We start from the raw sequence: 26,715 nt of genomic DNA, 5'->3' as shown, positions 1-26,715 counted from the left end.
CCTCCACGGCCTCGCGCGGGACCGGGAACCCCGCCGCGGCGAGGTCGCGCCGGGCCAGAGGCCCGCTCCTGAACGGTCGTCCCGGGTGGGGCCACACCGACGTGAACGGGGCGACGGGCGTGTGCGGGGGCCACTGTCAGTGGCCGGGTGCAGACTGGCACTGTTCCGGCACAACGGCGTTTCGGGAGGTCCAGGACCATGACCGACGTATTGCTCACCGCAGGCACCCGCAAGGGTCTCTTCATCGGCCGCAGAAGCGGCGGGACCTGGGAGATCACGGGCCCGCACTTCAACGCGCAGGCGATCTACTCGGTCGCCGTGGACACCCGGGGGGACGTCCCGAGAATTCTGGTCGGCGGGGACAGCGCGCACTGGGGGCCGTCCGTCTTCCACTCCGACGATCTGGGCGAGACCTGGACCGAGCCCCGGCAGCCCGCGGTGAAGTTCCCCAAGTCCACCGGGGCGTCGCTGGAGCGCGTCTGGCAGCTGCACCCGGCAGGACCCGAGGCGCCGGACGTGGTCTACGCGGGCACGGAGCCGGCCGCGCTGTTCCGTTCCGAGGACCGGGGCGAGTCGTTCGAGCTGGTCCGGCCGCTCTGGGAGCATCCGACCCGCTCGCGGTGGGAGCCGGGGGGCGGCGGCGAGGGGCTGCACACCATCCTGACCGACCCCCGGGACGCCGGGGCCGTGACCGTGGCCGTGTCGACGGCCGGCGTGTTCCGGACCAAGGACGGCGGTGCGAGCTGGGCTCCGTCGAACAAGGGCGTCTCCGCGGTCTTCCTCCCGGATCCGGACCCGGAGTTCGGCCAGTGCGTGCACAAGGTCACCCGGGACGCGGCCGACCCGGACCGGCTCTACCTGCAGAACCACTGGGGCGTGTTCCGCAGCGACGACTCCGGCGACCACTGGAGCGACATCGGCGGGGGCCTGCCCTCCGACTTCGGATTCGCGGCCGTCGCGCACCCGCACCGCGGCGACACGGCGTATGTCTTCCCGATCAACGCCGACGCCGACCGGGTCCCGGCGGATCACCGCTGCCGGGTGTTCCGGACGACCGACGCGGGGCACACCTGGGAGCCGCTCACGGAGGGCCTGCCGGACGGGGCGCACTACGGCACGGTGCTGCGGGACGCGCTGTGCACGGACGACGCGGATCCCGCCGGGGTCTACTTCGGCAACCGCAACGGCGAGTTGTACGCCAGCGCGGACGACGGGGACAGCTGGCGGCAGCTCGCGGCGCACCTGCCGGACGTCCTGTGCGTGCGCGCGGTGGCGCTCGGCTGACGGCAGTTGATCGGAGTGGTCGTATCAGCAGTAGAGTGCGGGCCGTGGCAGCACGACCGTTGAAAGAGATCATCGAGCCGGGGTGGGCGGACGCCCTCGAACCCGTCGCCGAACGCGTCGCCGCTATGGGCGACTTCCTCCGCGCGGAGATCGCCGCGGGACGCACGTACCTGCCCTCCGGGGCGCATGTACTGCGGGCGTTCCAGCAGCCGTTCGAGGAGGTGAGAGTGCTGGTCGTCGGCCAGGATCCGTATCCCACCCCGGGGCACGCGATCGGGCTGAGCTTCGCGGTGGCGCCCGACGTCCGGCCGCTGCCGGGCAGTCTGGAGAACATCTTCCGGGAGCTGCACGCGGACCTGGGGCTGCCCAGGCCGTCCAACGGCGATCTCACACCCTGGACGCGGCAGGGGGTGCTGCTGCTGAACAGGGCGCTGACCACCGCGCCGCGGCGGCCCGCCGCCCACCGGGGGAAGGGCTGGGAAGAGGTGACCGAGCAGGCCATCAAGGCGCTGGTCGCCCGGGGCACGCCGCTGGTGTCGGTCCTGTGGGGGCGCGATGCCCGCAATCTGCGCCCGCAGTTGGGCGACTTCCCCGCGATCGAGTCCTCGCACCCCTCCCCCATGTCCGCCGACCGGGGCTTCTTCGGCTCGCGGCCGTTCAGCCGCGTCAACGAACTGCTGGAGCGCCAGGGGGCGCAGCCTGTGGACTGGCGGCTTCCGTGACCCGTTCCCCCGCGGCGGCCGACGCGGCCGGACCCGGCGCTTACGTCCTCGGGGTGGACTCCGGCGGCTCCGGTCTGCGGGTGGCGCTCGGCCGGGTGGCGCTGCCCGGGCCTCTCGCGACGACCCTCTGCGCGGAGCCGGTGCGGACGGGACCCGGCGGCATCGACGCCGGGCATCTGCTGGACCAGCTGCTGCCCGCGGCCCGGGAGTTGCTCGACCGGGCGTCCACCGCCGCGCCCGGTGACGCCCCGACGGGTGAGGTCGCGGCGCTGGCGATCGGGGCCGCTGGCATGGCCACGCTCGGCGATCGGTTGCGGTCGGAGCTGCCCGGCGCGCTCGCGGACGCGCTGGGAGTGCGCCGACTGGCGCTGGCCGCCGACGCGGTGACCGCCTACGCGGGCGCGGTGGGACAGCGCCCGGGGGCGGTCGTCGCCGGTGGCACGGGCATGATCGCCCTCGGTACGGACCTGACGGAGTGGCACAGGGCCGACGGGTGGGGTCATCTTCTGGGTGACAGCGGCGGCGGTGCCTGGATCGGGCGGGCCGGGCTGGACGCGGCGATGCGGGCCCATGACGGGCGGCGCGGCGGCTCCCCCGCCCTGCTGGACCGGGTGCGGGCTGTGTTCGGACCGGCCGAGGCGCTGCCCGGGCTGCTCTATCCGCGCTCCGACCGGCCGGCCGTGCTGGCCTCGTTCGCCCCGGAGGTGGCGGCGTGCGCCGGAGTGGATCCGGTGGCCGCCGGCATTCTTCGGCAGGCCGCCGGTCATATCGCCGAGGCTGCGGCGGCTGTGTGCCCGAGGCCCGCCGGGACGGAAGCCGAGGACGGCGAGGGCGGTGAAGTGGCTCTGACCGGTGGCTTGTTCAAGATGGGCGAGCCTCTGATCGCACCCCTGCGCGAGGAGCTGGCACGGCTGTTGCCGGGGGCCCGGGTGGCCTCGGCGGCGGGCGATCCGCTGACCGGCGCCCTCCGGATCTCGCGAGCCCTGGCCGCCGGGGATCTACGCCTGCCGCTGCATCCGACGATGCTGTTCGTGCCCCAGGAGCACGGGAGCGGACAGCGCGTCGGAACGACCGTGCGCGACGAGCCCCGCACGGGGTGACGCTCGGCGGGCCGAAAGGGCAGCCGGACGGCGGCCGACGGAACAACGACCCGACAGACAGGGGCAATCCGGTGATACATCGCTCATCGGACATAAGAGGATAGTTAACGCTCGACCGGGCCCTCCCCGAACAGAGGGGCAGCCAAAACCAGTAGCATGCGGCGCCATGAGCACCCCCACTGGGCCCGCTTCCGGCCTGCCTGTACGAATGCCGCGACCTCGCCAGTCCGGACGGCACCGCCGCCCGGAGCCCGTGGTCGCACCTGAGGGCGCTGCCGCGCTCGTTCTCGCCGTTCCCGGTACCCCCACTTCAGCCACGCGCAGCCTGGCCGAAGAGGTGATCAGCATCGCCCGTTCCGAGCTGCCCGGTCTCAACGCCCGGATCGGCTACCTCGACGGCGACGACGCCGAATACCCGACCCTTGCCACCGTTCTGGCCCACACCGCCGCCGAGCGCGTCGCGCGCTTCGAGCAGGCCGTCGCCGTCGGCCGTGAGGTCGCCGAGCCCGTGGGTCCGCCCGCCGTCGTGGTCCCGCTGCTCGCGGGCCCCGACAGCGCGCTGATCCGGCGGATACGGCAGGCCGTGATGGACAGCGGTACGCAGGCCGAACTGACCGATGTACTCGGCCCGCACCCGCTGCTCGCCGAGGCCCTGCACGTACGGCTGTCGGAGGCCGGGCTGGCGCGCGCGGACCGCGCCAGGCTGTTCACCGTGGCCACCGCCGCCGACGGCATCGTGCTGGTCACCGTGGGTGGCGAGGAGGCCGTGCGGGCCGCCGGGATCACCGGGATGCTGCTGGCCGCCCGGCTCGCCGTGCCGGTGATGGCCGCCGCGCTGGACGTGGAGGGCTCGGTCGCCTCGATCGCGGAGCAGCTGCAGGGCTCCGGCTCCGCGCAGCTGGCCCTGGCGCCGTACCTGGTGGGCCCCGAGGTCGACCCCGGCCTGCTGGACGCCGCCGCGAAGGAGGCGGGCTGCGCGACGGCCGAGCCGCTGGGCGCCTACCCGGCGATCGGCAAGCTCGTGCTGTCCCTGTACGCCACGACGCTGGGCATCACGCCGGCGACGCCGCAGGGTGCTCAGGCGCACTGACCGGACGCCGTCGCCGTGGGGCGGCGGCTCGGGAAGCCGGACAGCGCGGCGGGGGGGGGGGGGGGGGGGGGGGGGGCCCCCCCCCCGGGGGGGGCCCGCCGCCCCCCCCCCCCCCCCCGCGCCCCCCCCCCGCCCGGGCCGCCCGGGGGGGCGCCGGCCCGCGGGGCCCCGCCCCCCGCCGGGGGCCCGCGGGGGGGGGGGGGGGGGCGCGCCCCCCCCCCCCCCCCCGCCCCCCCCCCCCGCCCCCCCCCCCCCCCCCCCCCCCCGCCGCGCTGTCCGGGGCGGCCGCTGTCGGGCCCCACCGTCCCGGGGCGACCGCTGCCGGAGGTGCTGCCCCGGGGCGACCGCTGCCGGAGGTGCTGCCCCGGGGGCGACCGCTGTCAGAGGAGGACGATGCAGGAGGCCGCGGGAACCTCGACGGAACCCGCGTGCCGCGGGACGCCCGTCCCGGCGTCCACGGCGAACCAGCTGACGTTCCCGGAGTGCTCGTTGGCCGCGTACAGCCACTGGCCGCTCGGGTCGAGGGTGAGGTCGCGCGGCCAGCGGCCGCCGCAGCCGACGGTGGCCACCAGGGCCGCCTTCTCGCCGCTCTCGTCGAGGGTGAGTACGGAGATGCTGTCGTGGCCCCGGTTGGCGGTCCACACGAAGCGCCCGTCGTGCGCGACGACCACCTCGGACGGGTAGGTGCGCGCCGCGTCGTCGGCCGCCTCGTGCTCGGGCAGCACCAGCGTCTCGCCGAGCGCGTCGAGGCGGCCCGCGGCCGCGTCCCAGCGGCACACGGTGAGCGTCGGCTCCAGCTCGCCCAGGACGTAGGCGAGCGAGCCCGAGGGGTGGAAGGCCAGATGGCGCGGACCGGTGCCGGGGCGCAGGGCGGTCTCACTGTGCAGGCGCAGGGCGCCGGTGGCGGGGTCCAGGGCGCAGACCCGTACCGAGTCGGTGCCGAGGTCCACGCTGACCACCCAGTTTCCCGAGGGGTCGGCGAGCACCTGGTGAGCGTGCGGGGCCCCCTGGCGGCCGGTGTCCGGGCCGTTGCCCTTGTGCCGGAGCACCGAGGCCACGGCTCCGAGCGAGCCGTCGGCGAGGACCGGCAGGGCGGTGACGCCGCCGGAGGTGTAGTTGGCCGTGACCAGGTGGTTCGCGGCGAGTGCGAGGTGGGTGGGCGCATCCCCGTCGACGGCGCGGACGGGTCCCAGAAGCGCCGGCACGTCGCCGTCGAGGGCGAAGGCGGCGGCGACGCCCGGGGCGCTCTCGCCGACCGCGTACAGGGCCGCGCCGCCCGGGGCGACCGTGAGGAACGAGGGGTCGGGCACGGCATCCGTGGACCCCAGCACCGTCAGCGCACCGGTGTCCCGGTCCACGGCGGCGGCGGTGATCCCGCGCCCGCCCGCCGAGGTGAACGACCCTATGAATGCCCGCCCGGCGCTGTTGCCGATCATCGCGCTACCCCTCTTCACCGTCGCCGCGATCTTCACGGCCGACGGTAGCAGGCGCCCCTCCGAGGTCCAGACCAATGCGGCCGGAAGGAATCGGCCGGCGCGGGCGGCGCCCCGGTCGCCGCTCCGGGGCGGGCCCCACCCCGGAGACGGACAGCCACGGCCGTCGGAGTTGACGGACCTGAGAAGGAAGCCGCGGAGGGACGGCGACTCGACCGGGGCGGCGACGGAGCCGCCACCCTGGAGCTGATGGGCATCGCGCGCGGCGCCTGCTCAACCCGGGCTCGCCGACGGACCGCGGACGACAGCCGTACCGCACGTACATGACCCGCGCGGTGACGGACGGCATGCTCGACGAGGTCGTGCCGCACCGTCTGCCCAGGTGCTGGCGCCTCCCACCGGCAGCGGCGAGCGCAGTGTCCTGAAGGGCGGGTGGCGCACGTGGACTCGCGCGCCGCCCGGGGGGGCGTCCGGCGGCGCGCCCCGGGCCTGCTCGTCAGCCGCCGAGCTTGCCGACTGCGTCGTCCAGCGACGTCGCCATGAGAGTCAGCTCCCGCTCGGCCGGATACGCGGTCCCCAGCCGATCGACGAGCTCCGCCCGGGTCAGCACGACCGCCGCGCCGCGGAGGTCGTCACCGGCCAGGGCGGCCTGTCCGGCCACTCGGGCGCGGCCCTCCAGCAGGACCAGTGCGGAGTCCTCGTCCGCCGCATCCAACAGCTCGCGGACGAGGGTCTCGTCGATCACCACGTCTTCTCTTTCCTGGGAGGAGGACCCGGCTTTCCTCCTTGGAGGAGGACCCGACTGCCTGATCCGGCCGCGCCCTCTTGCCGATGATCCGTTCAGCCAACGACGACGTGCCGTTCGTTGCTGACGCAGTGCGTCATGGTGAGCCCTTCGACGTCACGTGGCGGGTTCTCGCCCAGGCGGGCAAGACGCTCACGGTCGTCCTCCGACAGGTCCTGGCTCGCGAGGGGCCGCAGTCCCTTGACGTCCTGCGGGGTGATGCCCAGCCCGTCGCCGACCCGGCGGCCGAGATCGTTCTCGACGAGGAGGAAGTGCCAGACCATCCTCTCCCGCACGGCCCGGTCACAGTCGGAGAGCATGCCGACGAGGTTCGTCACCAGGTCCTCCCGCTCCCACTCCTCCATGAGGAGGTAGCGCTGGCCGGCCTGGAGGTAGTCGTTGGTCCGGGGGATGCGTTTACGGGTGAGGCGGCCGCGGATCTCCGGGCCCTGCTCGTCGTGCGTCGGGTACTGGGCCTCACGCAGTCCCCCGGTGATCGACGGCTCGTAGTTCACCTCGGGGTTCTCACCGTGGTGACCGTTGTCGTACGCCATCATCCCGTCGCGCTGGTTGGTGGCCACGTGGGCGTTCTTCGCCTGGTTGACGGGGAGTTGCAGGTAGTTCGGGCCCACCCGGTAGCGCTGGGTGTCGCTGTAGGAGAAGGTCCGCCCGACCAGCATCTTGTCGTCGGAGAAGTCCAGCCCGTCGACCAGTACGCCGGTGCCGAAGGACACCTGCTCGTTCTCCGCGAAGTAGTTGTCCGGCACCCGGTTGAGCACCATCCGGCCCACCGCCTTGGGTGGAAAGTCCTGCTCGGGCCAGGTCTTCGTGTCATCCAGCGGATCGAAGTCCAGCTCGGGATGGTCGTCGTCGGACATCATCTGCACGACCAGTTCCCACTCGGGGTGTTCCCCCCGCCGGATCGCGTCGTAGAGGTCCTTCGTGGCGTGCCCCAGCTCATGAGCCTGTACGTTCGCCGCGTCCTCGGCCGTCATGCTGCGGACGCCCTGCTTGGGAAGCCAGTGGTACTTGACCAGCACCGACTCGCCCTCGGGGTTCACCCACTTGTACGTGTTCACGCCGAAGCCCTGCATGTGGCGGTAGTCGGACGGAATGCCCCGGGGGCTGAACAGGTTCACGAGCATGTGCATGCTCTCCGGAGTCTGCGACATGAAGTCGAAGATGCGCCCCGGCTTCTGCTCGTGGGACACCGGGTCGGGCTTGAGAGCGTGGATGACGTCGGGGAACTTGATCGCGTCCCGGATGAAGAACACACCGAGGTTGTTGCCCACGAGGTCCCAGTTGCCGTCCTCGGTGTAGAACTTGACGGCGAACCCCCGGGGGTCGCGCGCCGCCTCGGACGAGTCACGGCCGCCGATCACCGTGGAGAAGCGGACCGCGACCTCCGTCCGCTTGCCCGCCTCCTGGAACAGCTTGGCCCGGGTGTAGCGGGCGATGGGCTCATCGCCCCACTTTCCGTACGCCTCGAAGTAGCCATAGGTGGTCACGCCCCGCGCGTGCACCACGCGTTCGGGGATGCGCTCCCGGTCGAAGTGACTGATCTTCTCGAGGAACTGGTAGTTCTCCAGAGTGGCGGGGCCGCGGGCCCCGACGGTGCGCTGGTTCTGGTTGTCGAAGACCGCATGGCCCTGCCGGTTCGTGAGTTCCGGCCGGTCGTCGTCCGCGGCCGGCCCGGCGCTCGCTACGTCTGTCACAGCCAACTACTCCTTCTCTCGTTCCGTAGTGCGGTGCGGAGCCGCACCGCAGGCGAAAACCGAACCGCGGGAGGTGGGAACGCGGTGCGCGTCCGCGCTCCCACAGCTACCACTGCGGTCTCTGTGCGGCCACCGCACAGTCGACGCGTCGACCGGCTGCCCGGGCGGGGTCGTCGGTGTCCGGACTGTCGAGGTCGGCGAGGGCCTCCTTCGCGGCCTTCACCTCCTGGAGACGGTCCTCCACCACCTGCTCGCCGCCGGGGAGAGTACGGCGGGCGAGAGGGTGGACCACTTCTTCCGCGGCCGTCTCGTGAACGGCCAGGAGACGGACCAGCCGCCGGACGGCGTCCCTGCGTGCGTCGCCGCTGCTCCCCTCGACCTCGTCGAAGAGGTTGCGGATCACTCCGTGCCGGCGCATGAGCAGCGCCACCGCGTCGTGGTCGGCCGGGGGGCGTCGGACTGTTCAGTCCCTGTTAGGACGTGTCCGGCTCGAACGTGAGCGCGTTGGGCGGCGACGGCGCGCAGACCTCCGCCGCCTCACGGCCGTCGTGCCGGCGCATCAGGTCCGCAGCGATGTGCGAGTGTTCCGGCTCCGTGTCCCGGTGCGGCTCCGAGATCGCCGTGACCGCCGGGTCGCCCTCCTGCTCCATGAAGGGGTGGTACAGGGAGCACTCGTTGTACTCATGGTGGACGAGCTGCTCCCACCAGGACTCGCCCGGGTCGACGGGCGACTCGCAGGTCACGCCGACACGGAAGCGGGTGCCCCTCAGGCCCGCGGCCGCGATCCCTTTCCCACCCGTCGCCGCGATCCTGCACCTCGGCGGCCTGTGACTGCCTCACCGCACCCCTGCTGGCCGCCAGTCATCACCAGCCTCTGCTCGACATCATCATGCACGTGTGCGTCCTGGGCGCCGGGTGGCCGTTCACGTCCACCCTCTGCCGGCTCGACCCCGTCCGCCGCCCGCCACCGGTCGTGCCCACCGCCGATCCGTCTTGAGGCGCGAGGGGCACGATCGCGGCACGGAGGTCTACCTCCGCCCAAAACGGGCACTCCTCCCATGCACGGGGGCGGTGTCACCGCAGCACCCGCCCAGGACGACGAAGAGAGCCGACTGATGCAGGAGAAGACACCGTCGCAGGCCGAGGGCGAGCGCCCGGACGGCGAGACGGCCCAAGCCGCGGAGCACCGGACCGCGGACCCCGGACGCACGACGCCCTCCCAGGCCGAAGGAGACAGGGAAGCCGACGATGACGACGAAGACGCGTGAATGTCAGCAGGTCCGGGTCAGTCCGGACGCCTTGGCTCCGGCGTACGCGCGCGGGGTACGGATCGGCCGCCCGCCGACCCGGCGAGGAGCGCTCCGGGATCACCGCGTGGCAGGCCCTCACGCAGCGAGGTACGAGTCCCCGGCCCGCGCTCCCCGGAGGTATCCGTCATGAAGAAGGACGTGCGCGGGGAAAGCACCCCGCTGTGGAGGGCAGGGGAGGTTTTCCGCCGCGTGAACAGGGCCTACTCGGCACCGAAGGAGCATCAACTCGCCGGGCACCTCGGCGCCCTGGTCGCATTCGCCGCCTACACCGGCGTCTGGGGCGCCACGGTGAGCGTGCGAAGGAACGAGCTTCCGGACCGCCACCAACCGCTGGATCTCCTGTTGACCGCAGCCGCCGCCTTCCGACTCGGCCGTCTTCTCAGCAAGGGCTCCGTCACGAGCCCGCTCCGAGCGCCATTCACCCGGTACGACTCAGTGGCGGGCCCTGCCGAAGTCAACGAAAGCCCTCGCGGAGGTCGCTTCCGGTCGACCGTGGGTGAGCTCGCGACCTGCCCCTTCTGCCTGAGCGTCTGGCTGACGACCACCTTCACCGGCGCCCATCTGTTGTGGCCGCGCGCCACACGCACGGTCACGGGCGGCCTTACCGCCCTCGCCGTGGCTGACACTCTGCAACTGGGCTACGACTGCCTGACGCAGAAGAACAGTGGCTGAGCCCCGCGACGCCACCATGGCCGATCCCCGGGCCGGCTGCACGGCGGTGCGGAACGACCATCGAACTCGCCAACGCCATCCCGCCGCCGTCCGTGAGCCTCCCGGAGGGGGCCCGGCTTTTCCCCACACTCTCTTTGAGGCCCCAATCGCGCATGTTCACCCTTTTTGCAACCATTGAGGAAGCGTCGAGGGGACGACGCGAGACACCTCCCAAGCAGGGCCGACCTAGGAGGAGCCTTGAGCGACTTCGAGAGTTCGAGCCGTCCGGGCGACGGAACGACGGCGACGACGGCACAGACCGCACGGGACAAGGCGAGCGAGGGCACCGATCTGCTGGCCTCGAAGGCCGGTGACGTGGCGGGCACCGCCAGGGAACAGGCAGCCGATGTGACGGGTGAGGCCACGGCACGGGCCCAGGACGTCATGGGCGAGCTGCGCAGCCAACTGGAGGAACAGGCGCGCTCGCAGACACAGCGGCTGGCGGACAACGTACGACGGCTCGCCGACGAACTGCACGACATGAGCCGCAACAGCGACGGCGACTCTTCCGCTGCGGGTGCGGTGAAGCAGATAGCGGACCGCGGGCACCAGGCCGCCTCCCACCTGGAGGACAGGGGGCCAGCCGGTCTCCTCGACGACGTGCAGGACTTCGCACGCCGTCGTCCCGGGATGTTCCTGGCGGGCGCGGCGCTCGCGGGCTTCGCCACCGCCCGGCTCGCCAAGGGGGCCAAGTCCGCGGACGGCGGAGAGGGCCGACACACGAGCCCGACGAACAGCGGTACGGGCCCGAACGTGCCACGAGTCGGGACGGGACGCGGGGCCCAGCAGGCCCCGGGCACCCCCCCGCCACCCTCCTCGCCGCCCCTCACTCCGTCCGACGGGGGAGCAGGCGCACCGGGGCAGGCCCCGATGAGCGGCCCGTATCCGGATCCGCAGCAGCCGTAGGGAGAGGGGAACCGAGCCGTGGTCACACCAGCTTCGGAACACACCACCGACCAGCCGGCCGCCCCGTCCGCCGGCTCCACCCGCGCACCGTCGCCGGATCCTTCCATCGGAGAGCTGGTCGGCGAGATCAGCGAGGACCTCACGCAGTTGGTGCGCGAGGAGGTCGAGCTGGCCAAGGCCGAGGTCAAGGAGAGCGCGACCCGGGCGGGCAAGGCGGCGGGGATGCTCGCCGGCTCCGGGTACGCCGGTCATCTGATGCTGCTCATGGGCAGTCTGGCGGCCGTCTTCGGCCTCGCACACGTGGTCGACCTGGCCTGGGCCGCCCTGATCGTCACCGGGTTCTGGGCGATCCTGGCCGCCGTTCTCTTCGTGGTCGGCCGCAAACGCCTCAGCACGGTCAGCGCCAAGCCCGAACGCACTGTGGAAACGCTGAAGGAGGACGCGCAATGGGCACGCAACCCGACGAGCTGAAGTCCGACGTGGAAGACACCCGGGCCCACCTCGCCCACAACGTGGACCGTCTCGCGGACAAGGTCGCCCCGGGAAAGGTCGCGCGACGCAAGGCGGACGCCACGCAGCGGCGGATCACCCGCGTGAAGGAGCGTGTGATGGGTGCGGCGAGCGACACCACGGCCTCGGGTACGCAAGGCGTCGCGGACACCGCCGGCCAGGCGGGGGACGCGGTCAGGCACACCGCCGACCAGGTGGGCCGATCCGTACGCCAGGCCCCCGACCGGATCACGCGCCAGACGCAGGGCAGCCCCGTCGCCGCGGGCATCATCGCCTTCGGCGCCGGCATGCTCGCCGCCGCGTTGCTTCCCACCACGGACGCCGAGGAACGCGTCGGCGCACAGCTCCGCGAGCACTCCGACGATCTCCTCGAACCCGTGAAGCAGACCGCCCAGGACGTCGCCCACGACGTCAAGGAGGACATGCGCGGACCTGCCACGGAAGCCGTGGACGCGGTGAGGAGCACCGCACAGGACGCGGCTCGCACCACCCAACGGAAGGCACGGGACGCCGGGCAGGAGGCCGGGACGGGACTGCGCGAAGTCGGAGAGGACGCCGCCCGGCAAACCGGGAGCTGACTCGGCCGCTCCACGGACCGGTCCGCCACTGAGAGGCGTCCGGCGTCGGGCGGGGCCCCGCTCCGGGGCCCCGCCCCGCAGGCGTGTCGTCCGCCCCCAGCAGAGTGAAGCGGCCGTGAGGTCGCCGGCCGCACACCGTCGAGGAGGTGTGAATCCCATGGCGCACGAGCAGCATGATCGAGACAGCCTGGGCCCGGAGGGAAGCCGGTCGGGTGCCGGCGCGCACACGCGAGCGGACCCTACCCCGCCCGGCTCGCCGGCGAAGTTCGGCAGAAGGTCGTGGGGTGCGGTGCTGAAGCGCACCCTGGGCGAGTTCAAGCGGGACGAGCTGGCCGACCGGGCCGCCGCGCTGACGTACTACGGCGTCCTGGCCCTGTTCCCGGCCCTGCTGGTCCTGGTCTCCCTGCTCGGTATCGCGGGCAGGGAGACCACGCGGACCGTGCTGGACAACTTGCAGAAGCTCGCGCCGGGAGCGGCCCGCGACGTCCTCACCAACGCGGTGACCCAGTTGCAGTCCAGCGGCGGGGCCGGCTGGGTGATGGCGATGGTGGGTCTGCTGGCCGCACTGTGGTCCGCGTCCGGCTACGTGGCCGCCTTCATGCGCACCTCGAACGCCGTGTACGACGTACCCGAGGGCCGGCCGGCCTGGAAGGTGCTCCCGGTCCGCGTCGGCCTGACGCTGGTGCTGATGGTGCTGGCCTGTGTGAGCGCGCTGATCGTCGTGCTCTCCGGCGGGATCGCCCGCCAGCTCGGCACCGCCCTGGGTGTCGGTGACACGGCCATGACCGTCTGGTCGATCGCCAAATGGCCCGTCCTGGTGGTGCTGGTGACCGTCATGCTGGCGCTCCTGTACTGGGCGGCGCCGAACGCCAAGAACCGCGGCTTCAAGTTCGTCTCCCTGGGCAGCCTGCTGGCGCTGCTGATCTGGATGGTGGCCTCGGCCGCCTTCGCCTTCTACGTCGCCAACTTCGGTTCGTACAACAAGACCTACGGCGCTCTGGCAGGCGTGATCATCTTCCTGGTCTGGCTGTGGATCACGAACCTGGCGATCCTGCTCGGCCTGGAACTCGACGCGGAGATGGCCCGGGAGCGGGCCGTCATCGGCGGCCACCCACAGACGGAGGAGCCGTACGTCGCCCCCCGCGACACCCGCAAATGGACCGACGAGGACCGCAGAGCCATGGGCGACACCGGCCCCGCCGGCCCCCGCGCGGACAAGAAGGACAGCGGCTCCTGAAAACCGCCCGGCCCCGGCGACCCCCGGGCCGGGCCAGGGTTCTTCAGGCGTTCGTCGACGCCGCGCGAGGACCGTGGCTCAGCGGGCTGAAAGGTTCGGCGAATGCGCGCTCCGGGCCGTGCAGGTGGGCCAGGGCCGGGTCGGCGGCCTCCGCCGTGCAGACGTGGACGACCGCAGGACCTTCTGGATCCACGCGTCGGTGATGGCATGGGTGGTGACGGGGAGGACCAGCAGCACGGCGAGGACAGCGCTGAGGGAGCCGACGGCGGTCTACGCGACGCGCGGATGCCCCGTTTCAGCCGGGTCGCCGTCAGTGAGATGAACGGTTGATCGTCACGCGGGAGCCGATCGTCTCGGAGCCTCTCGCGTGGCCGGGTCGGTCACGCCGCGATGTGGATCTCGCGGCCACAGCGCCCGCGTCACCAAGCGGTGCCCACCATCTCTGAGTTCGCCCGGCGACGGTGTCGCGAATGGCATGTGAAACGGTAAGCACCGGGATACTCCCGACTACGGAGGAAGACAGTTGAAGAAGCTGAAGAGGCTCAGGAAGCACCTGACCATGCCCCTGGCCGCCGGCGCTCTCGCGCTCGCCATGGTGGGGGTCTCCGCCGGCGCGGCTCAGGCGGCGACGTTCACCTACCCCGGGGCCAAGATCTCGTGGTCCGCCGGCGGTGAGATTCTCACGGTCAAGGACACCAAGACCGACGGCCGGTACATCTACACGATGGGCCAGTTCGCGGGCACGAACGTCTACCTGACGCCGCACTGCAGCACCAGGGGCCAGAGCAGCAAGACCTGCAACTACGCCGTGGCGGAACGCAAGAAGATCAACTTCTGGGTGTACTCCGTCAGGGGCTCAAGCATGAAGAAGATCGGCGAGTTCAGCGTCACCGCCTGACAGTAAGCATGTAGAGGCGTTCTCCGGCGGGGCCTGACCCACCGCCTGACTGACTCAGGTCTTCAACGGGATGTGTCGGCCCCGTCCGGGGGACGTTCGCGTGCATCCCCGGACCGGGGGACGTGACTTCATAAAAGCCTGGTCAGAGGGCCTCATCACGGTCTTGTCCGCCCTCCCGGCCGACGGGTGCCCTCCCGACCAGCCGAACCGCTCGAAGCGCCGGAGCACGTCGGCCCGCGACTTCGGCGCTTCCCTGTCACTGCGATCTGGTAGCCGCGATGCGGCCTCGGAGTGCTCCTGACAGGTCCCCCGTGGCTACGGGACCTGTCGGCCGCCTGTCGGCGGCGCGTCTTCGACCAGCACGCCGACAGCCGACCAGGGCGCGGACTACGCCGCGAGGATCACGACGCACTCCACGTGGTGCGTCACCGGAAGCAAGTCGTCTGGGATTCCGAGAAGGCCGGGCCGGCTTACGTGTGACTTTCCTGCGACTTCAGGCGTTTGTCGATGTCGCGTACGGGGCGTGGCTGAGCGGGCTGACGAGTTCGGCGAGGGCACGTTCCAGGTCGTGGAGGTGGGCAAGGGCAGGCTCTGCCGCAGTGGAGTGATGCGCCTGGACGGTCACTGTGGTGTTCGCGCCGGGCCGGGTTGCCGTGAGGATTTCGACCGCGGACTGGACCCGCCAGCAGGCAGCCGCGAGGCGGGCGTCGTGCGAGGCGTCGGGGTCGGCCGCGACAACGGCCAGGCTGCGGACCTCGCGGGCGCAATCGTCGAGCAGGGCCAGGACCTTGCGGGCGCGGGCTTTGCGGGCTCGAAGCGGGTTGAGCGGGTGCACCAGGGGCGCTAGGGAGAGCCGTACACGCCCCAGCAGAACTTCGAGTTCGGCGATGTGGGGCTCCGGGTCGGCACCCGGGGTACCGGCGAGCCGCGCAGCGGCCCGGGCGGTGCACGCGTGGACGCAGCTCAGGGCGCGCTGTACCCACGCATGGGTCGTCGCGTGCGTGGTCACGGGAAGCACCAACACCACCGCGAGGGCAGCCCCGAGCGCCCCGACCCCGGTCTCCGCCAGCCGCAGCACGAGCAGTTCAGGGTTCAGGACTCCCAGCAGACCGTAGAGAAGCGAGATCATCAACGTGACGGCGAAGATCATCCAGGAATACGACACCGCGGCGGTATAGAAGATCCCGAAGACGCATACCGCCACCAGGATCGCCGTGCCCACGAGATTTCCGTCGAGGGGAACAGCGATCAGCAACCCGGCGGGAATACCCAGTACCGTGCCGACCACCCGGCGGAAACCGCGGACCAGGGTCTCACCGCGCGAGGCTGTGTTCACGAAAATCCACCAGGCGGTGCCCACAGCCCAGTACCAGCGGTCGTGCGACAGCACCTGCCCCGCCCCCAGAGCGAACCCGCACGCCGCAGTCGCCTGTATCGCCTGGCGGGTCGTCGAACGCCCCAGCCCTCGACCACCCGCCGGAGCAGGCACAGTCGCGAGCGGAAAACGGCGCTCGAAGCACCACAGACCAAAACGGACCGCCGAAGAAACCAGCAGAGCGAGGAGGACGGCAGTGAAGAAGCCGGGCAACTGGACGGGGGTGGCATGCAGGAACTGGGCGACGAAGAACATCATGAACGCGAAAATTCCCAGCGCATTCCCGCGCGGCCCCCAACGTCGCGCGTAGACCCCCGCACCGATCACCGCGAGGAAAGCCGCGTCCCGAACCCATGGCGTTTCATGCAACGCGCTCGCGAGCGCGAGCACGGGGAAACCGACCACCGGCAGTAGCGCGGTGGTCAGGGCCTGAGCACGAACGTCCGGATCCGTGACAGTGAACAGAGCCAGAAGAGCAGCCAGGCCACCCGTGATCGCGGCCACCAGAGAATGCCCCGTCACCCCGCACACGGCCACCGCACCGCCGACCCCCACGACCGAACGCGCGGCACTCCGCAAGCGCAGCCGACCCGGATCCGGCGCCACGAACAACCTCTTCAACACGACTCTCCTCCGAAGACCGAACCCACGGACCCACTCAACTGACACACCATCAGGAGAGTCGGCAACGAGTCCGCATCGGTCCGCCCACGGACTGCCGAAGACGCCCGTACCCGCGCATCAAGCGGCGCCGGCGAAGCCCTGTCTGATCCAGCACGGGGGCGACGGCGAGTACGGGCAGGCCGACGACGGGGAGCAGGGCGGTGGTGACCGCGCGACCGGGCGCCGTCGGGTCGGTCACGGCGAACAGGGCGAGCAGCGCCGCGAGGCCGCCCGCGACGGCCGCCACGAGCGAGTGCCCGGCGAGGCCGCACAGCGCGACCGCGAGGCTGACGCCGAGGACGCCACGGCCGGCGGAGCGCAGCCGCACCCGCCCCGGGTCCGGCGCCACGAACACCCTCTTCAGCACACTTCCACCCCTTCTTCCGCGTCTCCGCAGAACTCGCATGAAAAAGGCGCCGCGGAAGTCCGCAGCGCCATCGATGGATCCATTGCAGCATCTATCGGGCTCTTGGATCAAATCGGGAGGAGAACCCTGTACCAATGGCCCAGCAGATCTCGTGGACGTTCGGCCACCGGCGTGCCAACGGACCACCCGGGACGGGCACCGTCGCTCGCACGGCGAGGCACCGCGTCGGGCGCCTGGCTCCGCCTGTCCCGTCCGGGGGATGAGTACGCGTACTCATCCCCCGGACGGGACAGGCGGCCCACGATGCCGTCATGGACATGGACATGCGCGGGGACGGGGCCCGGCAGGGACGCGAACCACGGAGCGGAGGGGCGAACCTCCTGGTGTTCCTGGCTCTGCTGCCGCTCGACGCGCTCGTCGGCGGCTACGCGTGGCTCGCGATCGGCATGAACGGCTGGGCCGCCGCGCACAACGGCGAGGAAGTAACCGTCGCGTTCACGGATTCAGCGGCGTACGGCGGCGTGCCGGCGGCTGTGGGGCTGGCGCTGTGCTGGGGGCGGTACTGGGGCGCCGCAGCGGCCCAGTTCGTCCTGACGGCCGTACTGATCGCCTGGCTGCTGTCGTTCCCCGGCTGAGGCGCTGCCGCACCGCCCCGGCGGCGCGGGGCCCTCGCCCTGGGTACAGTCGGGGCGCACCGGACGGCTCGGAAGGAGATCTGCGGATCATGGCGGTGGACGCTCTCGACACCCGGATCCTGCGCCTGCTGATCGAGCAGCCGCGGACCAGCGTCCGGGAGTACGCGCGCATCCTCGGCGTAGCCCGCGGCACGCTCCAGGCCCGGCTCGACCGGCTGGAGCGCGACGGGGTGATCACCGGTACCGGGCCTACCCTCTCCCCCGCCGCGCTCGGTCATCCCGTGCTCGCCTTCGTGCACCTGGAGGTCACGCAGGGACGTCTGGTCGAGGTGGGCGACGCCCTGGCGGCCGTGCCCGAGATCATCGAGGCGTTCTCGACGACGGGCGGGGGCGATCTGCTGACCCGCGTCGTCGCCCGGGATGCCGGGCATCTGGAGGACGTGATCCAACGGCTGATCCAGCTCCCGGGAGTCGTCAGGACCCGGACCGATGTGGCGCTCCGCGAGCGGGTGGCGCACCGGGTGCTGCCGCTGGTGGAATCTGTGGGGCGCGCGGCGGGCGACCGGGACCGGCCGGGCTCCGCGCCCGGTCGGGGGTGACGGGGCCCGTCACCGAGGACTGGGGCATGCTGGGGCCATGACGTCCCGCCCCGTGACCGCGCCCGGCCCGCACGTGATCTTCGATCTCGACGGGACGCTGGTGGACAGCGAGCCGAACTACTACGAGGCGGGGCGGCGGCTGCTCGCCCGCTACGGGGTGCGGGACTTCGACTGGGAGGCCCACACCCGGTTCATCGGCATCGGCACCCGGGAGACGCTGACGGTCCTGCGCGCGGAGTACGGGATCGACGCCCCGGTCGAGGAGTTGCTCGCCGGCAAGAACGCCCTGTACCTGGAGCTGGCCGGGGCGTCGACGGAGGTCTTCCCGCAGATGCGGGTCTTCGTGGAGCGCCTGTACGCGGCCGGGGTGCCGATGGCGGTGGCCTCCGGTTCGTCCCGGGCCGCGATCGGGGCGGTCCTCGCGGTGACCGGGCTCGACGCGTACATCCCGCTGTACGTCTCCGCCGAGGAGGTCGCGCACGGCAAGCCCGAGCCGGACGTGTTCCTGGAGGCGGCCCGGCGGATGGGGGCGGAGCCGGCGGACTGCGTGGTGCTGGAGGACGCCCCGCCCGGAGCGGCGGCCGCGCACGCGGCGGGCATGCGGTGCTTCGCCGTCCCCTATGTGCCGGAGACGGCGTCCGACCCGGCGTTCGGGACCGCCGAACTGCTCTTCAGGGACGGGCAGTCCGCGTTCACGGCCGATGCCGCGTACCGTCGGCTGCTCGACTGAACCGGGGCCCGGCGGGCGCTCGCGGCGGCAAGGCGGGCGAGGAGGGGTACCGGGGCGTCAGCAGGGCCCGGCGAAAGGGCCGTCGGGGCACCGGGGCTCCGCCGGACCGATATCCTGATCATGTCGTTCGCCGCTCCGCCCAGGACTCCGCCGGAGACCGGGAACCACGGGGGCCGGCAGCCGGAGCGGGCCACAATGCGAGATAGGTGTACAGGTGCTGGTAGCTGGTCGGTACCGATTGGTATCCCCCATCGGTCGTGGCGGCATGGGCGAGGTGTGGCGCGCCACGGACGAGGTGCTGGGACGCGCCGTTGCCGTGAAGCTGCTGCTGGGGGACCAGGCGGACGCCTCGTCGACCGCCCGCTTCCGGCTGGAGGCGCAGACCGCCGCCCGGTTGAGCCACCCGCACCTGGTGGCGGTGTTCGACTTCGGGGCCTGGGAGGACCGGTTCTTCCTGGTGATGGAGCTGGTCGAGGGGCAGAGCCTCGGAGACCTGCTGGCCGCCCAGGAGCGGGTCCATCCCGAACAGGTCGCCCTGATCGCCGGCCAGGCGGCCGCCGGGCTGGCCGCCGCGCACCGTCAGGGCATCGTCCACCGCGACATCAAGCCGGGCAACCTGATGCTGGACGCGGACGGTTCGGTGAAGATCGGCGACTTCGGGATCGCCCAGTTCGTCGACGATCCCTCGACCGCGCTGACGACGGCCGGTCACATCGTCGGCACGAGCCTCTATCTGGCCCCCGAGCGGGCGCTGGGACGGACCGCCGACTCCGCGTCCGACATGTACTCCCTGGGCTGCGTCGTCTATCAACTGCTGCTCGGACAGCCACCGTTCCGTTCCGACACGGCGACCGCGACGCTGTACCAGCATGTCGACACCCCGCCCGTTCCGCTGCGGCAGCGGGGCGTGGACATCTCCGCCGCCTTCGACTCGTATCTCCTCGGGCTGCTGGCCAAGCAGCCGGAGGAACGGCCCACCGCGCAGCAGGTCTCCGACTGGTTCCGCACCGACGCCTGGCGCGGCCGGCCGGAGCCCCTACCGCTGCAGACGCCCACGTCCCACCGGGCGTCCGCCCCCATGGCCCCGAAGCCCTCCCCCGTCGGGCCGCCGGCGCCGGTCGGCCCGACGACGTACCGGCTTCCGGGACCCACGGGGCGAAGACGGCAGGCGTCGGCCCGATCGGCTCCGGCCCGTCGTCGCAGTACCCGTGAGGCGATACGGCGTCGGCCCAGGGTGGCCAGCGTCATCGCGGGCACGGCGACGTTCCTGGCCGCCGTTTATCTCGGAATGATTCTTTTCTCCCCGGACTCCAGCTCGGCCGGAACGCCGGATCGGAGTCCGTCGTCGGGCCCCTCGCAGGACGTCGGCGACGGCGACGGGCAGCAACAGGACCAACAACAAGGCCGGCAGAGCCCGCAGGACCAGCAGGAGGGCCGACAGGGCGGGGACCAGCAGAACCCGGGCGAGGGCAGGGCCCAGGGCCGAGACGAGAGCCAGAATCAGGGTCAAGGTCAGGGGCAGAGGGACCGGGACGAGGACGAGCGGGACGACTGAGTCCCCGTCCGCTCTCCCCCACTCGCCGGGGCGCCGCCCGCCGCCCCCACCCGTCGGGGCCCCGCCGGTTCCGTCCCGCCCGCCGTCACCAGCGGTCGTGGACCTCCGCGCGGATCGACCGGTCGTACAGGTCCCGCACCGCGTCCAGCGTGGACTGCGGCAGCGGCGGCAGGGCGGCCGCCGCCGCGTTGGCGCGGGCCTGCTCCACCGAGCGTGCACCGGGGATCACGCTGGTCACGCCCGGCTGCTGGATGACCCAGCGCAGCGCGGTCTGCGCGGGGGTGGCGCCCTCGGGGGCCAGCTCGGCGAACTCGGCGGCCGCGGCGACGCCGGTCGCGTAGTCGATGCCGGAGAACGTCTCGCCCTGGTCGAACGCTTCGCCGTGCCGGTTGTACGTACGGTGGTCCTCGGGCCCGAAGACCGTGTTCCGGGTGTACTTGCCGGAGAGCAGGCCCGAGGCGAGCGGCACCCGGGCGACGATGCCCACGCCCGCCGCTGCCGCCGCCGGGAGCACTTCGTCCAGCGGCTTGAGGCGGAACGGGTTGAGGATGATCTGCACGCTCGCGACGCCGGGGCGCGCGATGGCGGTCAGCGCCTCGGCGCAGGTCTCGACGCTCACCGCGTAGGCGGCGATCCGCTGCTCGGCCACCAGGGTGTCCAGGGCGTCGTAGACGGCGTCGGAGGAGTAGACGCCGCTGGGCGGGCAGTGCAGTTGTACGAGGTCGAGCGTGTCGGTCCCGAGGTTCGCGCGGGAACGGTCGTTCCAGGTACGGAAGTTGTCCAGAACGTAGTTCTCCGCGACCTGGTCGGCGCGGCGGCCCATCTTGGTGGCGACGAGGACGTCGGCGTCGGGGCGGTCCTTGAGGTAGCGGCCGATGAGCTGTTCGCTGCGGCCGTCCCCGTACACGTCCGCGGTGTCGAGGAAGGTGACGCCGGATGCGACGGCCGCGTCGAGAACCCCGAATGCGTCGTCCTCCGCGACCTCGCCCCAGTCGCCCCCGAGCTGCCAGGTGCCCTGTCCGACGACCGAGACGTCACGGCCGGTCCTGCCGAGTGTGCGCTGTTCCATGAGGATCATGCTATTCCGCTCTCGGGCCGGGGGTGGACGGCGGCAGGAGCACCTCTGCCGCCGTCCACGTTTCGGGGCCGCCCCGGGGCGCGCCGATGGTCAGTCGCCGGTCGTCACGCGGACGTAGTCGATGACCATCTGCTGCGGGAACCGCGTGCTGCCGTCGGGGTCGCCGGGCCAGTAGCCGCCGACCGCGAGGTTCAGGATGAGGAAGAACGGCTTGTTGAACACCCACTGGTTGCCGCCCAGGTCGGCCGGGGTGCGCCGCTGGAAGACCTGGCCGTCGACGGACCAGGTGATGGAGTCGGGCGCCCAGTCGACGGCGAAGGTGTGGAAGTCGTCGGCGAACGCCCGCCCGTCGGGGAGGGTGTACGCGGCTCCGATACCGCCCGAGCCGGAGTAGCCGGGACCGTGCAGGGTGCCGTGGACCGTGCCGGGCTCGAAGCCGACGTTCTCCATCACGTCGATCTCACCGCTGTTCGGCCAGCCGACGTTGCCGAAGTCGTCGCCCAGCATCCAGAACGCGGGCCAGATGCCCTGGCCGCGCGGGATCTTGACGCGGGCCTCGACGTGACCGTAGGCGGCGGCGAACCTGCCGGAGGTGTTGAGCCGGGACGAGGTGTACTCGCAGGTCCCGTACCAGCACTGGTAGTTGCCCGGGTTCTCCTTCCGGGCGGTGATCACGAGGTTGCCCTGGCCGTCGAGCGCGGCGTTGTCGTTGCCCGGGGTGTAGTACTGCCGCTCGTGGTTGTTGACGTTGTCGCCGGTCTCGATCTGCCACTTGTCGCCGTCCACAGCGGCCCCGGCCGGCCCGTCGAACTGGTCCTCGAAGGCGACCGCACGCGCCCCGGGCCCGGAGGCCGGGGCACCGGCGGCGGGTGCGGCGGACGCCCCACCGGGGAGTGCGGTCAGGATGGCGGAACAGCAGAGCAGCGAGGCGGCGCAGAGGGCGACGCGGCGGCGCCGGGAAACGCCGCGCGCCGTGGAGTGCGTCGGGTGCGTGGGGTGCACGGTCATCACATCACTTCGCGTGGGGGGCATGTACATGACAGGTCGACACCGAGAGGTGAACGGTTGGGGCGATCGCCTCGGGCGCATATTTCACTACTTGATTTAAGGGAGTGCCGCAGGAGCCGTCAAGAAGCTGATCCAGACCGGAGAGGGAACGGCACATCTCAAGGGCATATGCGCCTGAAAGCGGTCGGCTCATCGTGCGGTTCGTCCCGGGCAGTCGCAGAGTGGAAGCACGGACCGGCGAGACGGGCCGGGGCACGAAGGGAGCACGACGTGGAGAACGACGGCACACCGCGGCCCCACTTCGTCGTGCAGATCCACGACGCGCGACGCCTGCACTTCGATTTCCGGCTGGAGGTCGACGGCGTACTGAAGTCCTGGGCGGTGCCGCGCGGGCCGTCGGAGAACCCCAGCGACCGGCGGCTCGCCGTGCCGACGGAGGATCACGCCCTGGCGTACCGCGAGTTCGAAGGGGTGATCCCCCGCGGCGAGTCCGGCAGCGGCACGGTCATCGTCTGGGACCAGGGCACTTATCGGCCGCTCGGGCACGACGGACAGGGCGACTCCGTCCCCTTCCCCGAGTCCCTGGCGCTCGGCCATGCGACGTTCTGGCTGTACGGGTCGAAGCTGCACGGCGAGTTCGCGCTGACCCGCGTCCAGAAGGGCGACGAGCCGGACAGCGGCGGTCACGAGGCGTGGCTGCTGATCAAGGCGAACGACCGCCTCGCCGTTCGCGGCAGGCCCGGTTCCCCCGACCCGTACCACGCCAGGTCCGCCCGTACGGGGCGGACGCTGCACCAGGTCGCCGCGGCGGCGTCCCGGAGGCCCGGAGGCTGACCACAACGCCCCGGGTGACGCCCGAACGCCCCGTCAGGCCCCCGCGCCGGAGATCTCGGCGAGCACCTCCGTGTAGAGCGGCCGCCGGTCGGGCCGGGCGTGGGCCGCGGTCCGGCGCAGAACCGGGACCGCCGCGTCGCCGAAGCCGACGAGCGCGTCCCGGGCCGCTCTCCGGACCACCGGCCTCGTGTGGCCGAGGAGCCGCACGAGGTCGGGCAGCGCGGGCTCCCAGCCGGCGCGGCCGAGCGTCCGCGCCGCCATGCGCACCACGTCGGGCAAGGGGTCGGGCAGCAGGAGCGCGGTGAGCCGGGCGTGGGTGTCCCGGTCGAACAGGGCGCGCGAGGTCCGGTGTGCGTGCAGGCGCACCCCGGCGCTCGGGTGGCTCAGCAACTCCTCGACCAACGCGCGCAGTTCCGGGCCCGGGCCGGCTCCGGGCGCGGGTGCTCGCTCCTCGACGAGGCGGGTGAGGGCCTGGCGGGTCTGCTCGGGCGTTCCCGTGCGGGCGAGGTCGAGCAGCTCCGGCAGCGACGGACGTCCCGCCCGTGCTGCCGTCGGGCTCCGGAACGGGGTGCGCAGGGCGTCGAGCGCGGCCGTGTCCTCGTGTTCGGCCCCGGGTGTGCGCAACGGGCCGTCGACGAGGACGAGCGCGTCGGCCAGGGCAGCGCGGCCTTCGGTGCGCAGCCGACGCTCGGCCCGGGTCAGCACGGGGGTCCGGAGCAGTCGCCGCCCGGTCAGCAGGTCGAGCAGCCCGAGGTCGCCCGCCTCGACGCGCGGCGCCAGGTGGTGGGCGAGGACATCGGCGGGAACGTTGCGCAGCGCGGTGCCGGCCGCCTCGTGCACAGCGGGCGAACCGTGTTCCCACCACCCGACGATCAGCGGGACGAGCGGGGGCAGATCGTCCTCGGACAGCCGCGCCGCCCAGCGCAGCGCCCGCTCGGGCAGCACCCCTCGGGAGGTCAGTGCCACGACGGCGGGATGCAGGCCGGAGCCCTGTGCGGGGTGGGCCCCGGCGTGGTCGTCCGGGTGCGCGAGGAGATCCAGGGCTGCGGTGTCCGGGAGCACGTCGACCCGGCCGCGCAGATAGGCCCGCAGCACGGCGCGCGCCATCCCCGGCTCCGGCCAGTCGAGCAGGGCCCGCGCGGCGGCGGTCCGGCGCTCCGGCCTCTTCGCGTCCAGCATGGCCAGCAGCCGGGTCCGCTGGGCGGCCGACCGGGGCTGGTCGAGATCGTCCGCCCGCACCGGGCGCGACGAGGTGCCGGAGGCCGTACGCCCCGCCCCGGTCTCGGCGATGGTCCATGCGGGTGCGTCGATCGGCTGGAGCTCGGTCATCCAGTCGACGAGCCGCCCGCGCACGTCGGGCGCGGCCTGCGGGTACGCCTCGACGAGCGCGGAGAGCAGTTCTCGGGACTCGGTCCGGGCAGATGTACGCCCGCCACCGGCGGCACGTCGGGGCCGGGCACCGGCGACGGCGTCGCGTCCCCGGAACTCCGCCAGGGCTTCGGGCGTCCGTACCGCCTCGGTCAACTCGGCATGCCAGGAGACTGTCGCATCGACGACTGCCGGTTCCTCCGGTACGCCGAACGCCTCCCGGAGCACGGCGGGCGCGGCGCTCCAGGGGTCGGCGCCGAGGTGGGCGGCGTCCAGGGCCCGGTCGAGATCGGCGCGGACGAGCACCGCGCCCAGCTGTCGGAGCAGCGCGAGGGCGGAGGCGGCGGACCCGGGCCGGGGCAGGCTGTCCGGGCCGGCGGGCGGCAGGGCGCGAACCCCCTCGACGACGGTGAAACGCTGGACCTCGGACAGGTGCGGTACGACGGCGTGCAGAACCTCGATGAGCTCCCCGGCCGACGCGTTCGACGCCGAGCCGGACGTCGGCCTCGCGGCTGTGGCCTATCCGGGGCGCCGGGTGCCGGACCATCCGGCCGAGCAGCTCCGGCGGACAGGTGCGGGCATCGAGGCGCCGGGCGAGGAGAGCGGCGTCGGCGCGGTCGAGGGCGTCGATGATCGTTTCGTCCGGCGCAGTGGTCACCGACGGAGCGTAGACGGCGGTGTCGCCCGGTCGCCCGGGCTTTTCCGACGCCTGGTTCCGCGTCGGCCCGTCCTGATCGATGATGTTGTCCTGGGCCGCCGCCCCGGCAGGGACAACGGCCCGTGGGACGAAGGGGTTGTGATGCGCGAACTGCCACCGGACCCGACGACGACGGACGCACGGGAGACTCCCCGTACGGGAGCCCCGCGGGAGGCCCCCCGTACGGAAGACGCGCGGGAGGCGTCCCGCACGGGCGAGGACGCCCAGGTGATCGTGGTGGGGGCGGGGCCGGCCGGCTCCTCGGCCGCGTATCACCTGGCGCGGGCCGGAGTGGACGTGGTCCTCCTGGAGAAGGCCCGCTTCCCCCGGGAGAAGGTGTGCGGCGACGGGCTCACCCCGCGCGCGGTGCACCAGCTCATCCGGATGGGCGTCGACATCACCGCACCGGGCTGGGCCCGTTCGCGCGGTATGCGCTGGGTGGCCGGACAGCACCGCGTACACATCGACTGGCCCGCGCTGGGCCGCTATCCGGACTTCGGGCTCTCCCGCAGCCGGCACGACTTCGACGACATCCTGGCCCGGCACGCCGTGGCGGCCGGGGCCCGGCTGTACAGCGGCTGGAAGGCGGAGCGCCCGCTGACGGACCGGGCGGGCCGGCTCACGGGGGTCGCCGCGTCCTCGGATTCCCCGGACGTCCCGGAGCCGGTCGACTTCCGCGCGCCGGTCGTCATCGCCGCCGACGGGGCCTCCGCCCGCCTCGCCCTGGCGCTGGGACTGGAGCGGGACCCCCGGCGGCAGATCGCGACGGCCGCCCGGCGCTACTACCACAGCCCCGAACGCTCCCAGGAGGAGTACCTGGAGCTGTGGGCCGACCTCCGCTTCCCGGACGAGGGCCCGTACCTTCCCGGCTACGGCTGGATCTTCCCGATGGGCGACGGCCGGGTCAACGTCGGGCTCGGGGCGTTCCCCCACCGGCGGCACGGCAAGGCGGACCTGCGCGCCACCCTGAACCAGTGGCTGGCCCGGATTCCGGAAGACTGGGGGCTGCGCGAGGAGAACGCGGAGGGCCCGGTGCGCAGCGCCGCCCTGCCCATCGGTTTCAACCGCCACCCGCTGTACGCGAGAGGTCTGCTGCTCGTCGGCGACTCCGGCGGGATGGTCAGCCCCTGGAACGGCGAGGGCATCGCCCAGGCGATGGAGGCGGGCGAGGTCGCCGCGGGGACCGCGGCCCTGGCCCTGGCCCACCGCCAGGGACCCCGCCGCGAACAGGTGCTGCGCGGCTACCCGGTGGAGATGAACCGCCGCTGGGGCCGCTACTACCGCCTCGGCAACACCGCCGCCGACCTGATCTTCAGCCGCTCGGGCTTCCAGCCGGTGCTCAACCGGTACGTCATGGGATCGCCGTTCCTCCTCAACACGCTGGCCCGGTTGCTCACCGACCTGACGGACGAGCCCTCACGCGATGTGATCGACCATGTCCTCAACACGGCGTTCCGCCTCGTCCCGGCCCCGAGGCCGGGGCCCGCGCGGCGGGGGGCAGGGAAGCGCTGACGGGGCGGTGGGCGAA

General features: G+C 72.5%; 26 protein-coding genes and 2 pseudogenes. 17 read left to right on the top strand and 11 right to left on the bottom strand.

Annotated elements, in window-relative coordinates; translation table 11 throughout:
• Positions 1–198 precede the first annotated feature (198 nt).
• The 4 genes from ACH4RG_RS36075 to ACH4RG_RS36060 all read left to right on the top strand — a co-directional run bounded on the left by ACH4RG_RS36075 (position 199) and on the right by ACH4RG_RS36060 (position 4,196).
• Positions 199–1,284 (top strand): WD40/YVTN/BNR-like repeat-containing protein, encoded by a 1,086-nt coding sequence (locus ACH4RG_RS36075; protein ID WP_397931378.1) that lies wholly within the window; start codon positions 199–201, stop codon positions 1,282–1,284.
• 44 nt (positions 1,285–1,328) lie between these two features.
• Entirely contained in the window at positions 1,329–2,006 is a 678-nt protein-coding gene (locus ACH4RG_RS36070) for a uracil-DNA glycosylase (RefSeq protein WP_032792802.1), read from the top strand.
• Positions 2,003–3,106 carry an N-acetylglucosamine kinase gene (locus ACH4RG_RS36065; protein ID WP_397923745.1) on the top strand — a complete coding sequence of 368 codons (1,104 nt, stop codon included), beginning with the start codon at positions 2,003–2,005 and terminating at the stop codon, positions 3,104–3,106. The genes ACH4RG_RS36070 and ACH4RG_RS36065 overlap by 4 nt, the downstream gene beginning before the upstream one ends.
• A gap of 166 nt (positions 3,107–3,272) precedes the next feature.
• Positions 3,273–4,196 carry a sirohydrochlorin chelatase gene (locus ACH4RG_RS36060; RefSeq protein WP_397923743.1) on the top strand — a complete coding sequence of 308 codons (924 nt, stop codon included), beginning with the start codon at positions 3,273–3,275 and terminating at the stop codon, positions 4,194–4,196.
• Between the two features lie 380 nt (positions 4,197–4,576).
• Here the strand turns inward: ACH4RG_RS36060 and ACH4RG_RS36055 are convergent, their stop codons facing one another.
• The 5 genes and pseudogenes from ACH4RG_RS36055 to ACH4RG_RS36035 form a co-directional block, all read right to left on the bottom strand.
• Positions 4,577–5,632 (bottom strand): lactonase family protein, encoded by a 1,056-nt coding sequence (locus ACH4RG_RS36055; protein WP_398540906.1) that lies wholly within the window; start codon positions 5,630–5,632, stop codon positions 4,577–4,579.
• 493 nt (positions 5,633–6,125) lie between these two features.
• A complete protein-coding gene (locus ACH4RG_RS36050; RefSeq protein ID WP_397931385.1) occupies positions 6,126–6,377 on the bottom strand; it encodes a hypothetical protein in 252 nt (83 codons plus the stop codon).
• Between the two features lie 92 nt (positions 6,378–6,469).
• Positions 6,470–8,128 carry a catalase gene (locus ACH4RG_RS36045; RefSeq protein ID WP_397923739.1) on the bottom strand — a complete coding sequence of 553 codons (1,659 nt, stop codon included), beginning with the start codon at positions 8,126–8,128 and terminating at the stop codon, positions 6,470–6,472.
• Between the two features lie 166 nt (positions 8,129–8,294).
• Positions 8,295–8,558, bottom strand: a pseudogene (locus ACH4RG_RS36040) (hemerythrin domain-containing protein); the annotation flags it as partial.
• Positions 8,559–8,601: 43 nt separating this feature from the next.
• Positions 8,602–8,871, bottom strand: coding sequence for a hypothetical protein (locus ACH4RG_RS36035; RefSeq protein WP_398540905.1), 270 nt, complete (start codon positions 8,869–8,871; stop codon positions 8,602–8,604).
• Between the two features lie 315 nt (positions 8,872–9,186).
• Between ACH4RG_RS36035 and ACH4RG_RS36030 the strand changes: the two genes are divergently transcribed.
• The 6 genes from ACH4RG_RS36030 to ACH4RG_RS36005 all read left to right on the top strand — a co-directional run bounded on the left by ACH4RG_RS36030 (position 9,187) and on the right by ACH4RG_RS36005 (position 13,380).
• On the top strand, positions 9,187–9,396 hold the full coding sequence (locus ACH4RG_RS36030; RefSeq protein WP_397931392.1) for a hypothetical protein: 210 nt from the start codon (positions 9,187–9,189) through the stop codon (positions 9,394–9,396).
• A 168-nt stretch (positions 9,397–9,564) separates the two neighbouring features.
• Positions 9,565–10,110, top strand: a complete 546-nt coding sequence (locus ACH4RG_RS36025; protein WP_398540904.1) for a DUF1360 domain-containing protein — start codon at positions 9,565–9,567, stop codon at positions 10,108–10,110.
• Between the two features lie 237 nt (positions 10,111–10,347).
• Positions 10,348–11,055 (top strand): hypothetical protein, encoded by a 708-nt coding sequence (locus ACH4RG_RS36020; protein WP_398540903.1) that lies wholly within the window; start codon positions 10,348–10,350, stop codon positions 11,053–11,055.
• Positions 11,056–11,073: 18 nt separating this feature from the next.
• The gene (locus tag ACH4RG_RS36015; RefSeq protein ID WP_397923729.1) at positions 11,074–11,526 is read left to right on the top strand and encodes a phage holin family protein; all 453 of its coding nucleotides are present in this window, start codon (positions 11,074–11,076) and stop codon (positions 11,524–11,526) included.
• A complete protein-coding gene (locus tag ACH4RG_RS36010) occupies positions 11,502–12,143 on the top strand; it encodes a DUF3618 domain-containing protein (protein ID WP_397923727.1) in 642 nt (213 codons plus the stop codon). Before ACH4RG_RS36015 ends, ACH4RG_RS36010 begins: the two co-directional genes overlap by 25 nt.
• Before the next feature lie 157 nt (positions 12,144–12,300).
• Positions 12,301–13,380: a YihY/virulence factor BrkB family protein gene (locus ACH4RG_RS36005; RefSeq protein ID WP_397923725.1), complete on the top strand. Its 1,080-nt coding sequence runs from the start codon at positions 12,301–12,303 to the stop codon at positions 13,378–13,380.
• 43 nt (positions 13,381–13,423) lie between these two features.
• Here ACH4RG_RS36005 and ACH4RG_RS36000 read toward each other — a convergent pair whose 3' ends face one another.
• Positions 13,424–13,573 carry a hypothetical protein gene (locus ACH4RG_RS36000; protein WP_398540912.1) on the bottom strand — a complete coding sequence of 50 codons (150 nt, stop codon included), beginning with the start codon at positions 13,571–13,573 and terminating at the stop codon, positions 13,424–13,426.
• Between the two features lie 330 nt (positions 13,574–13,903).
• Here ACH4RG_RS36000 and ACH4RG_RS35995 point away from each other — a divergent pair, with 330 nt between their 5' ends.
• Entirely contained in the window at positions 13,904–14,278 is a 375-nt protein-coding gene (locus ACH4RG_RS35995; RefSeq protein WP_397923723.1) for a hypothetical protein, read from the top strand.
• A 493-nt stretch (positions 14,279–14,771) separates the two neighbouring features.
• On the opposite strand, the gene ACH4RG_RS35990 is transcribed toward ACH4RG_RS35995, so the two are convergent.
• Both ACH4RG_RS35990 and ACH4RG_RS35985 read right to left on the bottom strand, forming a co-directional pair.
• The gene (locus tag ACH4RG_RS35990; RefSeq protein ID WP_398540902.1) at positions 14,772–16,277 is read right to left on the bottom strand and encodes an FUSC family protein; all 1,506 of its coding nucleotides are present in this window, start codon (positions 16,275–16,277) and stop codon (positions 14,772–14,774) included.
• Positions 16,278–16,404: 127 nt separating this feature from the next.
• Positions 16,405–16,683: pseudogene (locus ACH4RG_RS35985) on the bottom strand (FUSC family protein); the annotation flags it as partial.
• Positions 16,684–16,994: 311 nt separating this feature from the next.
• Between ACH4RG_RS35985 and ACH4RG_RS35980 the strand changes: the two are divergent.
• The 4 genes from ACH4RG_RS35980 (at position 16,995) to ACH4RG_RS35965 (ending at position 20,202) form a co-directional block, all read left to right on the top strand.
• Positions 16,995–17,318, top strand: coding sequence for a hypothetical protein (locus tag ACH4RG_RS35980; protein WP_398540901.1), 324 nt, complete (start codon positions 16,995–16,997; stop codon positions 17,316–17,318).
• 89 nt (positions 17,319–17,407) lie between these two features.
• Positions 17,408–17,917 carry an Lrp/AsnC family transcriptional regulator gene (locus tag ACH4RG_RS35975; protein WP_397923717.1) on the top strand — a complete coding sequence of 170 codons (510 nt, stop codon included), beginning with the start codon at positions 17,408–17,410 and terminating at the stop codon, positions 17,915–17,917.
• 37 nt (positions 17,918–17,954) lie between these two features.
• A complete protein-coding gene (locus ACH4RG_RS35970; protein WP_397923715.1) occupies positions 17,955–18,647 on the top strand; it encodes an HAD family hydrolase in 693 nt (230 codons plus the stop codon).
• A gap of 265 nt (positions 18,648–18,912) precedes the next feature.
• Positions 18,913–20,202: a serine/threonine-protein kinase gene (locus ACH4RG_RS35965; protein WP_398540900.1), complete on the top strand. Its 1,290-nt coding sequence runs from the start codon at positions 18,913–18,915 to the stop codon at positions 20,200–20,202.
• Between the two features lie 85 nt (positions 20,203–20,287).
• On the opposite strand, the gene ACH4RG_RS35960 is transcribed toward ACH4RG_RS35965, so the two are convergent.
• Together ACH4RG_RS35960 and ACH4RG_RS35955 are read right to left on the bottom strand one after the other, a co-directional pair.
• Complete coding sequence (locus ACH4RG_RS35960) at positions 20,288–21,280, bottom strand: aldo/keto reductase (RefSeq protein WP_397923711.1); 993 nt, start codon at positions 21,278–21,280, stop codon at positions 20,288–20,290.
• Between the two features lie 90 nt (positions 21,281–21,370).
• Positions 21,371–22,288 carry a family 16 glycosylhydrolase gene (locus ACH4RG_RS35955; protein WP_397923709.1) on the bottom strand — a complete coding sequence of 306 codons (918 nt, stop codon included), beginning with the start codon at positions 22,286–22,288 and terminating at the stop codon, positions 21,371–21,373.
• Positions 22,289–22,558: 270 nt separating this feature from the next.
• On the opposite strand from ACH4RG_RS35955, the gene ACH4RG_RS35950 reads away from it, so the two are divergent.
• Positions 22,559–23,122: a DNA polymerase ligase N-terminal domain-containing protein gene (locus tag ACH4RG_RS35950; RefSeq protein WP_397923707.1), complete on the top strand. Its 564-nt coding sequence runs from the start codon at positions 22,559–22,561 to the stop codon at positions 23,120–23,122.
• A gap of 33 nt (positions 23,123–23,155) precedes the next feature.
• Here the strand turns inward: ACH4RG_RS35950 and ACH4RG_RS35945 are convergent, their stop codons facing one another.
• Entirely contained in the window at positions 23,156–24,796 is a 1,641-nt protein-coding gene (locus tag ACH4RG_RS35945) for a HEAT repeat domain-containing protein (RefSeq protein WP_398540899.1), read from the bottom strand.
• Between the two features lie 493 nt (positions 24,797–25,289).
• Here ACH4RG_RS35945 and ACH4RG_RS35940 point away from each other — a divergent pair, with 493 nt between their 5' ends.
• Entirely contained in the window at positions 25,290–26,699 is a 1,410-nt protein-coding gene (locus tag ACH4RG_RS35940) for a geranylgeranyl reductase family protein (protein ID WP_397923703.1), read from the top strand.
• Positions 26,700–26,715 lie beyond the last annotated feature (16 nt).

This window comes from Streptomyces sp. NPDC021019, from assembly GCF_044333295.1.
Lineage (GTDB): Bacteria > Actinomycetota > Actinomycetes > Streptomycetales > Streptomycetaceae > Streptomyces.
The sequence above is the reverse complement of the archived record's forward strand: the minus strand, read 5'-3'. Positions and strand labels throughout refer to the sequence as shown.

Excerpts from the sequence above, each read along its gene's own strand:
- ACH4RG_RS35980 (WP_398540901.1), top strand. The coding sequence starts at position 16,995 with ATGGACATGGACATGCGCGGGGACGGGGCCCGGCAGGGACGCGAACCA.
- ACH4RG_RS36075 (WP_397931378.1), top strand. The coding sequence starts at position 199 with ATGACCGACGTATTGCTCACCGCAGGCACCCGCAAGGGTCTCTTCATC.
- ACH4RG_RS35970 (WP_397923715.1), top strand. The coding sequence starts at position 17,955 with ATGACGTCCCGCCCCGTGACCGCGCCCGGCCCGCACGTGATCTTCGAT.
- ACH4RG_RS35965 (WP_398540900.1), top strand. The coding sequence starts at position 18,913 with ATGGGCGAGGTGTGGCGCGCCACGGACGAGGTGCTGGGACGCGCCGTT.
- ACH4RG_RS36030 (WP_397931392.1), top strand. The coding sequence starts at position 9,187 with ATGCACGGGGGCGGTGTCACCGCAGCACCCGCCCAGGACGACGAAGAG.
- ACH4RG_RS35940 (WP_397923703.1), top strand. The coding sequence starts at position 25,290 with ATGCGCGAACTGCCACCGGACCCGACGACGACGGACGCACGGGAGACT.
- ACH4RG_RS35960 (WP_397923711.1), bottom strand. The coding sequence starts at position 21,280 with ATGATCCTCATGGAACAGCGCACACTCGGCAGGACCGGCCGTGACGTC.
- ACH4RG_RS36060 (WP_397923743.1), top strand. The coding sequence starts at position 3,273 with ATGAGCACCCCCACTGGGCCCGCTTCCGGCCTGCCTGTACGAATGCCG.
- ACH4RG_RS36005 (WP_397923725.1), top strand. The coding sequence starts at position 12,301 with ATGGCGCACGAGCAGCATGATCGAGACAGCCTGGGCCCGGAGGGAAGC.
- ACH4RG_RS35955 (WP_397923709.1), bottom strand. The coding sequence starts at position 22,288 with ATGACCGTGCACCCCACGCACCCGACGCACTCCACGGCGCGCGGCGTT.
- ACH4RG_RS35975 (WP_397923717.1), top strand. The coding sequence starts at position 17,408 with ATGGCGGTGGACGCTCTCGACACCCGGATCCTGCGCCTGCTGATCGAG.
- ACH4RG_RS36025 (WP_398540904.1), top strand. The coding sequence starts at position 9,565 with ATGAAGAAGGACGTGCGCGGGGAAAGCACCCCGCTGTGGAGGGCAGGG.
- ACH4RG_RS36055 (WP_398540906.1), bottom strand. The coding sequence starts at position 5,632 with ATGATCGGCAACAGCGCCGGGCGGGCATTCATAGGGTCGTTCACCTCG.
- ACH4RG_RS36010 (WP_397923727.1), top strand. The coding sequence starts at position 11,502 with ATGGGCACGCAACCCGACGAGCTGAAGTCCGACGTGGAAGACACCCGG.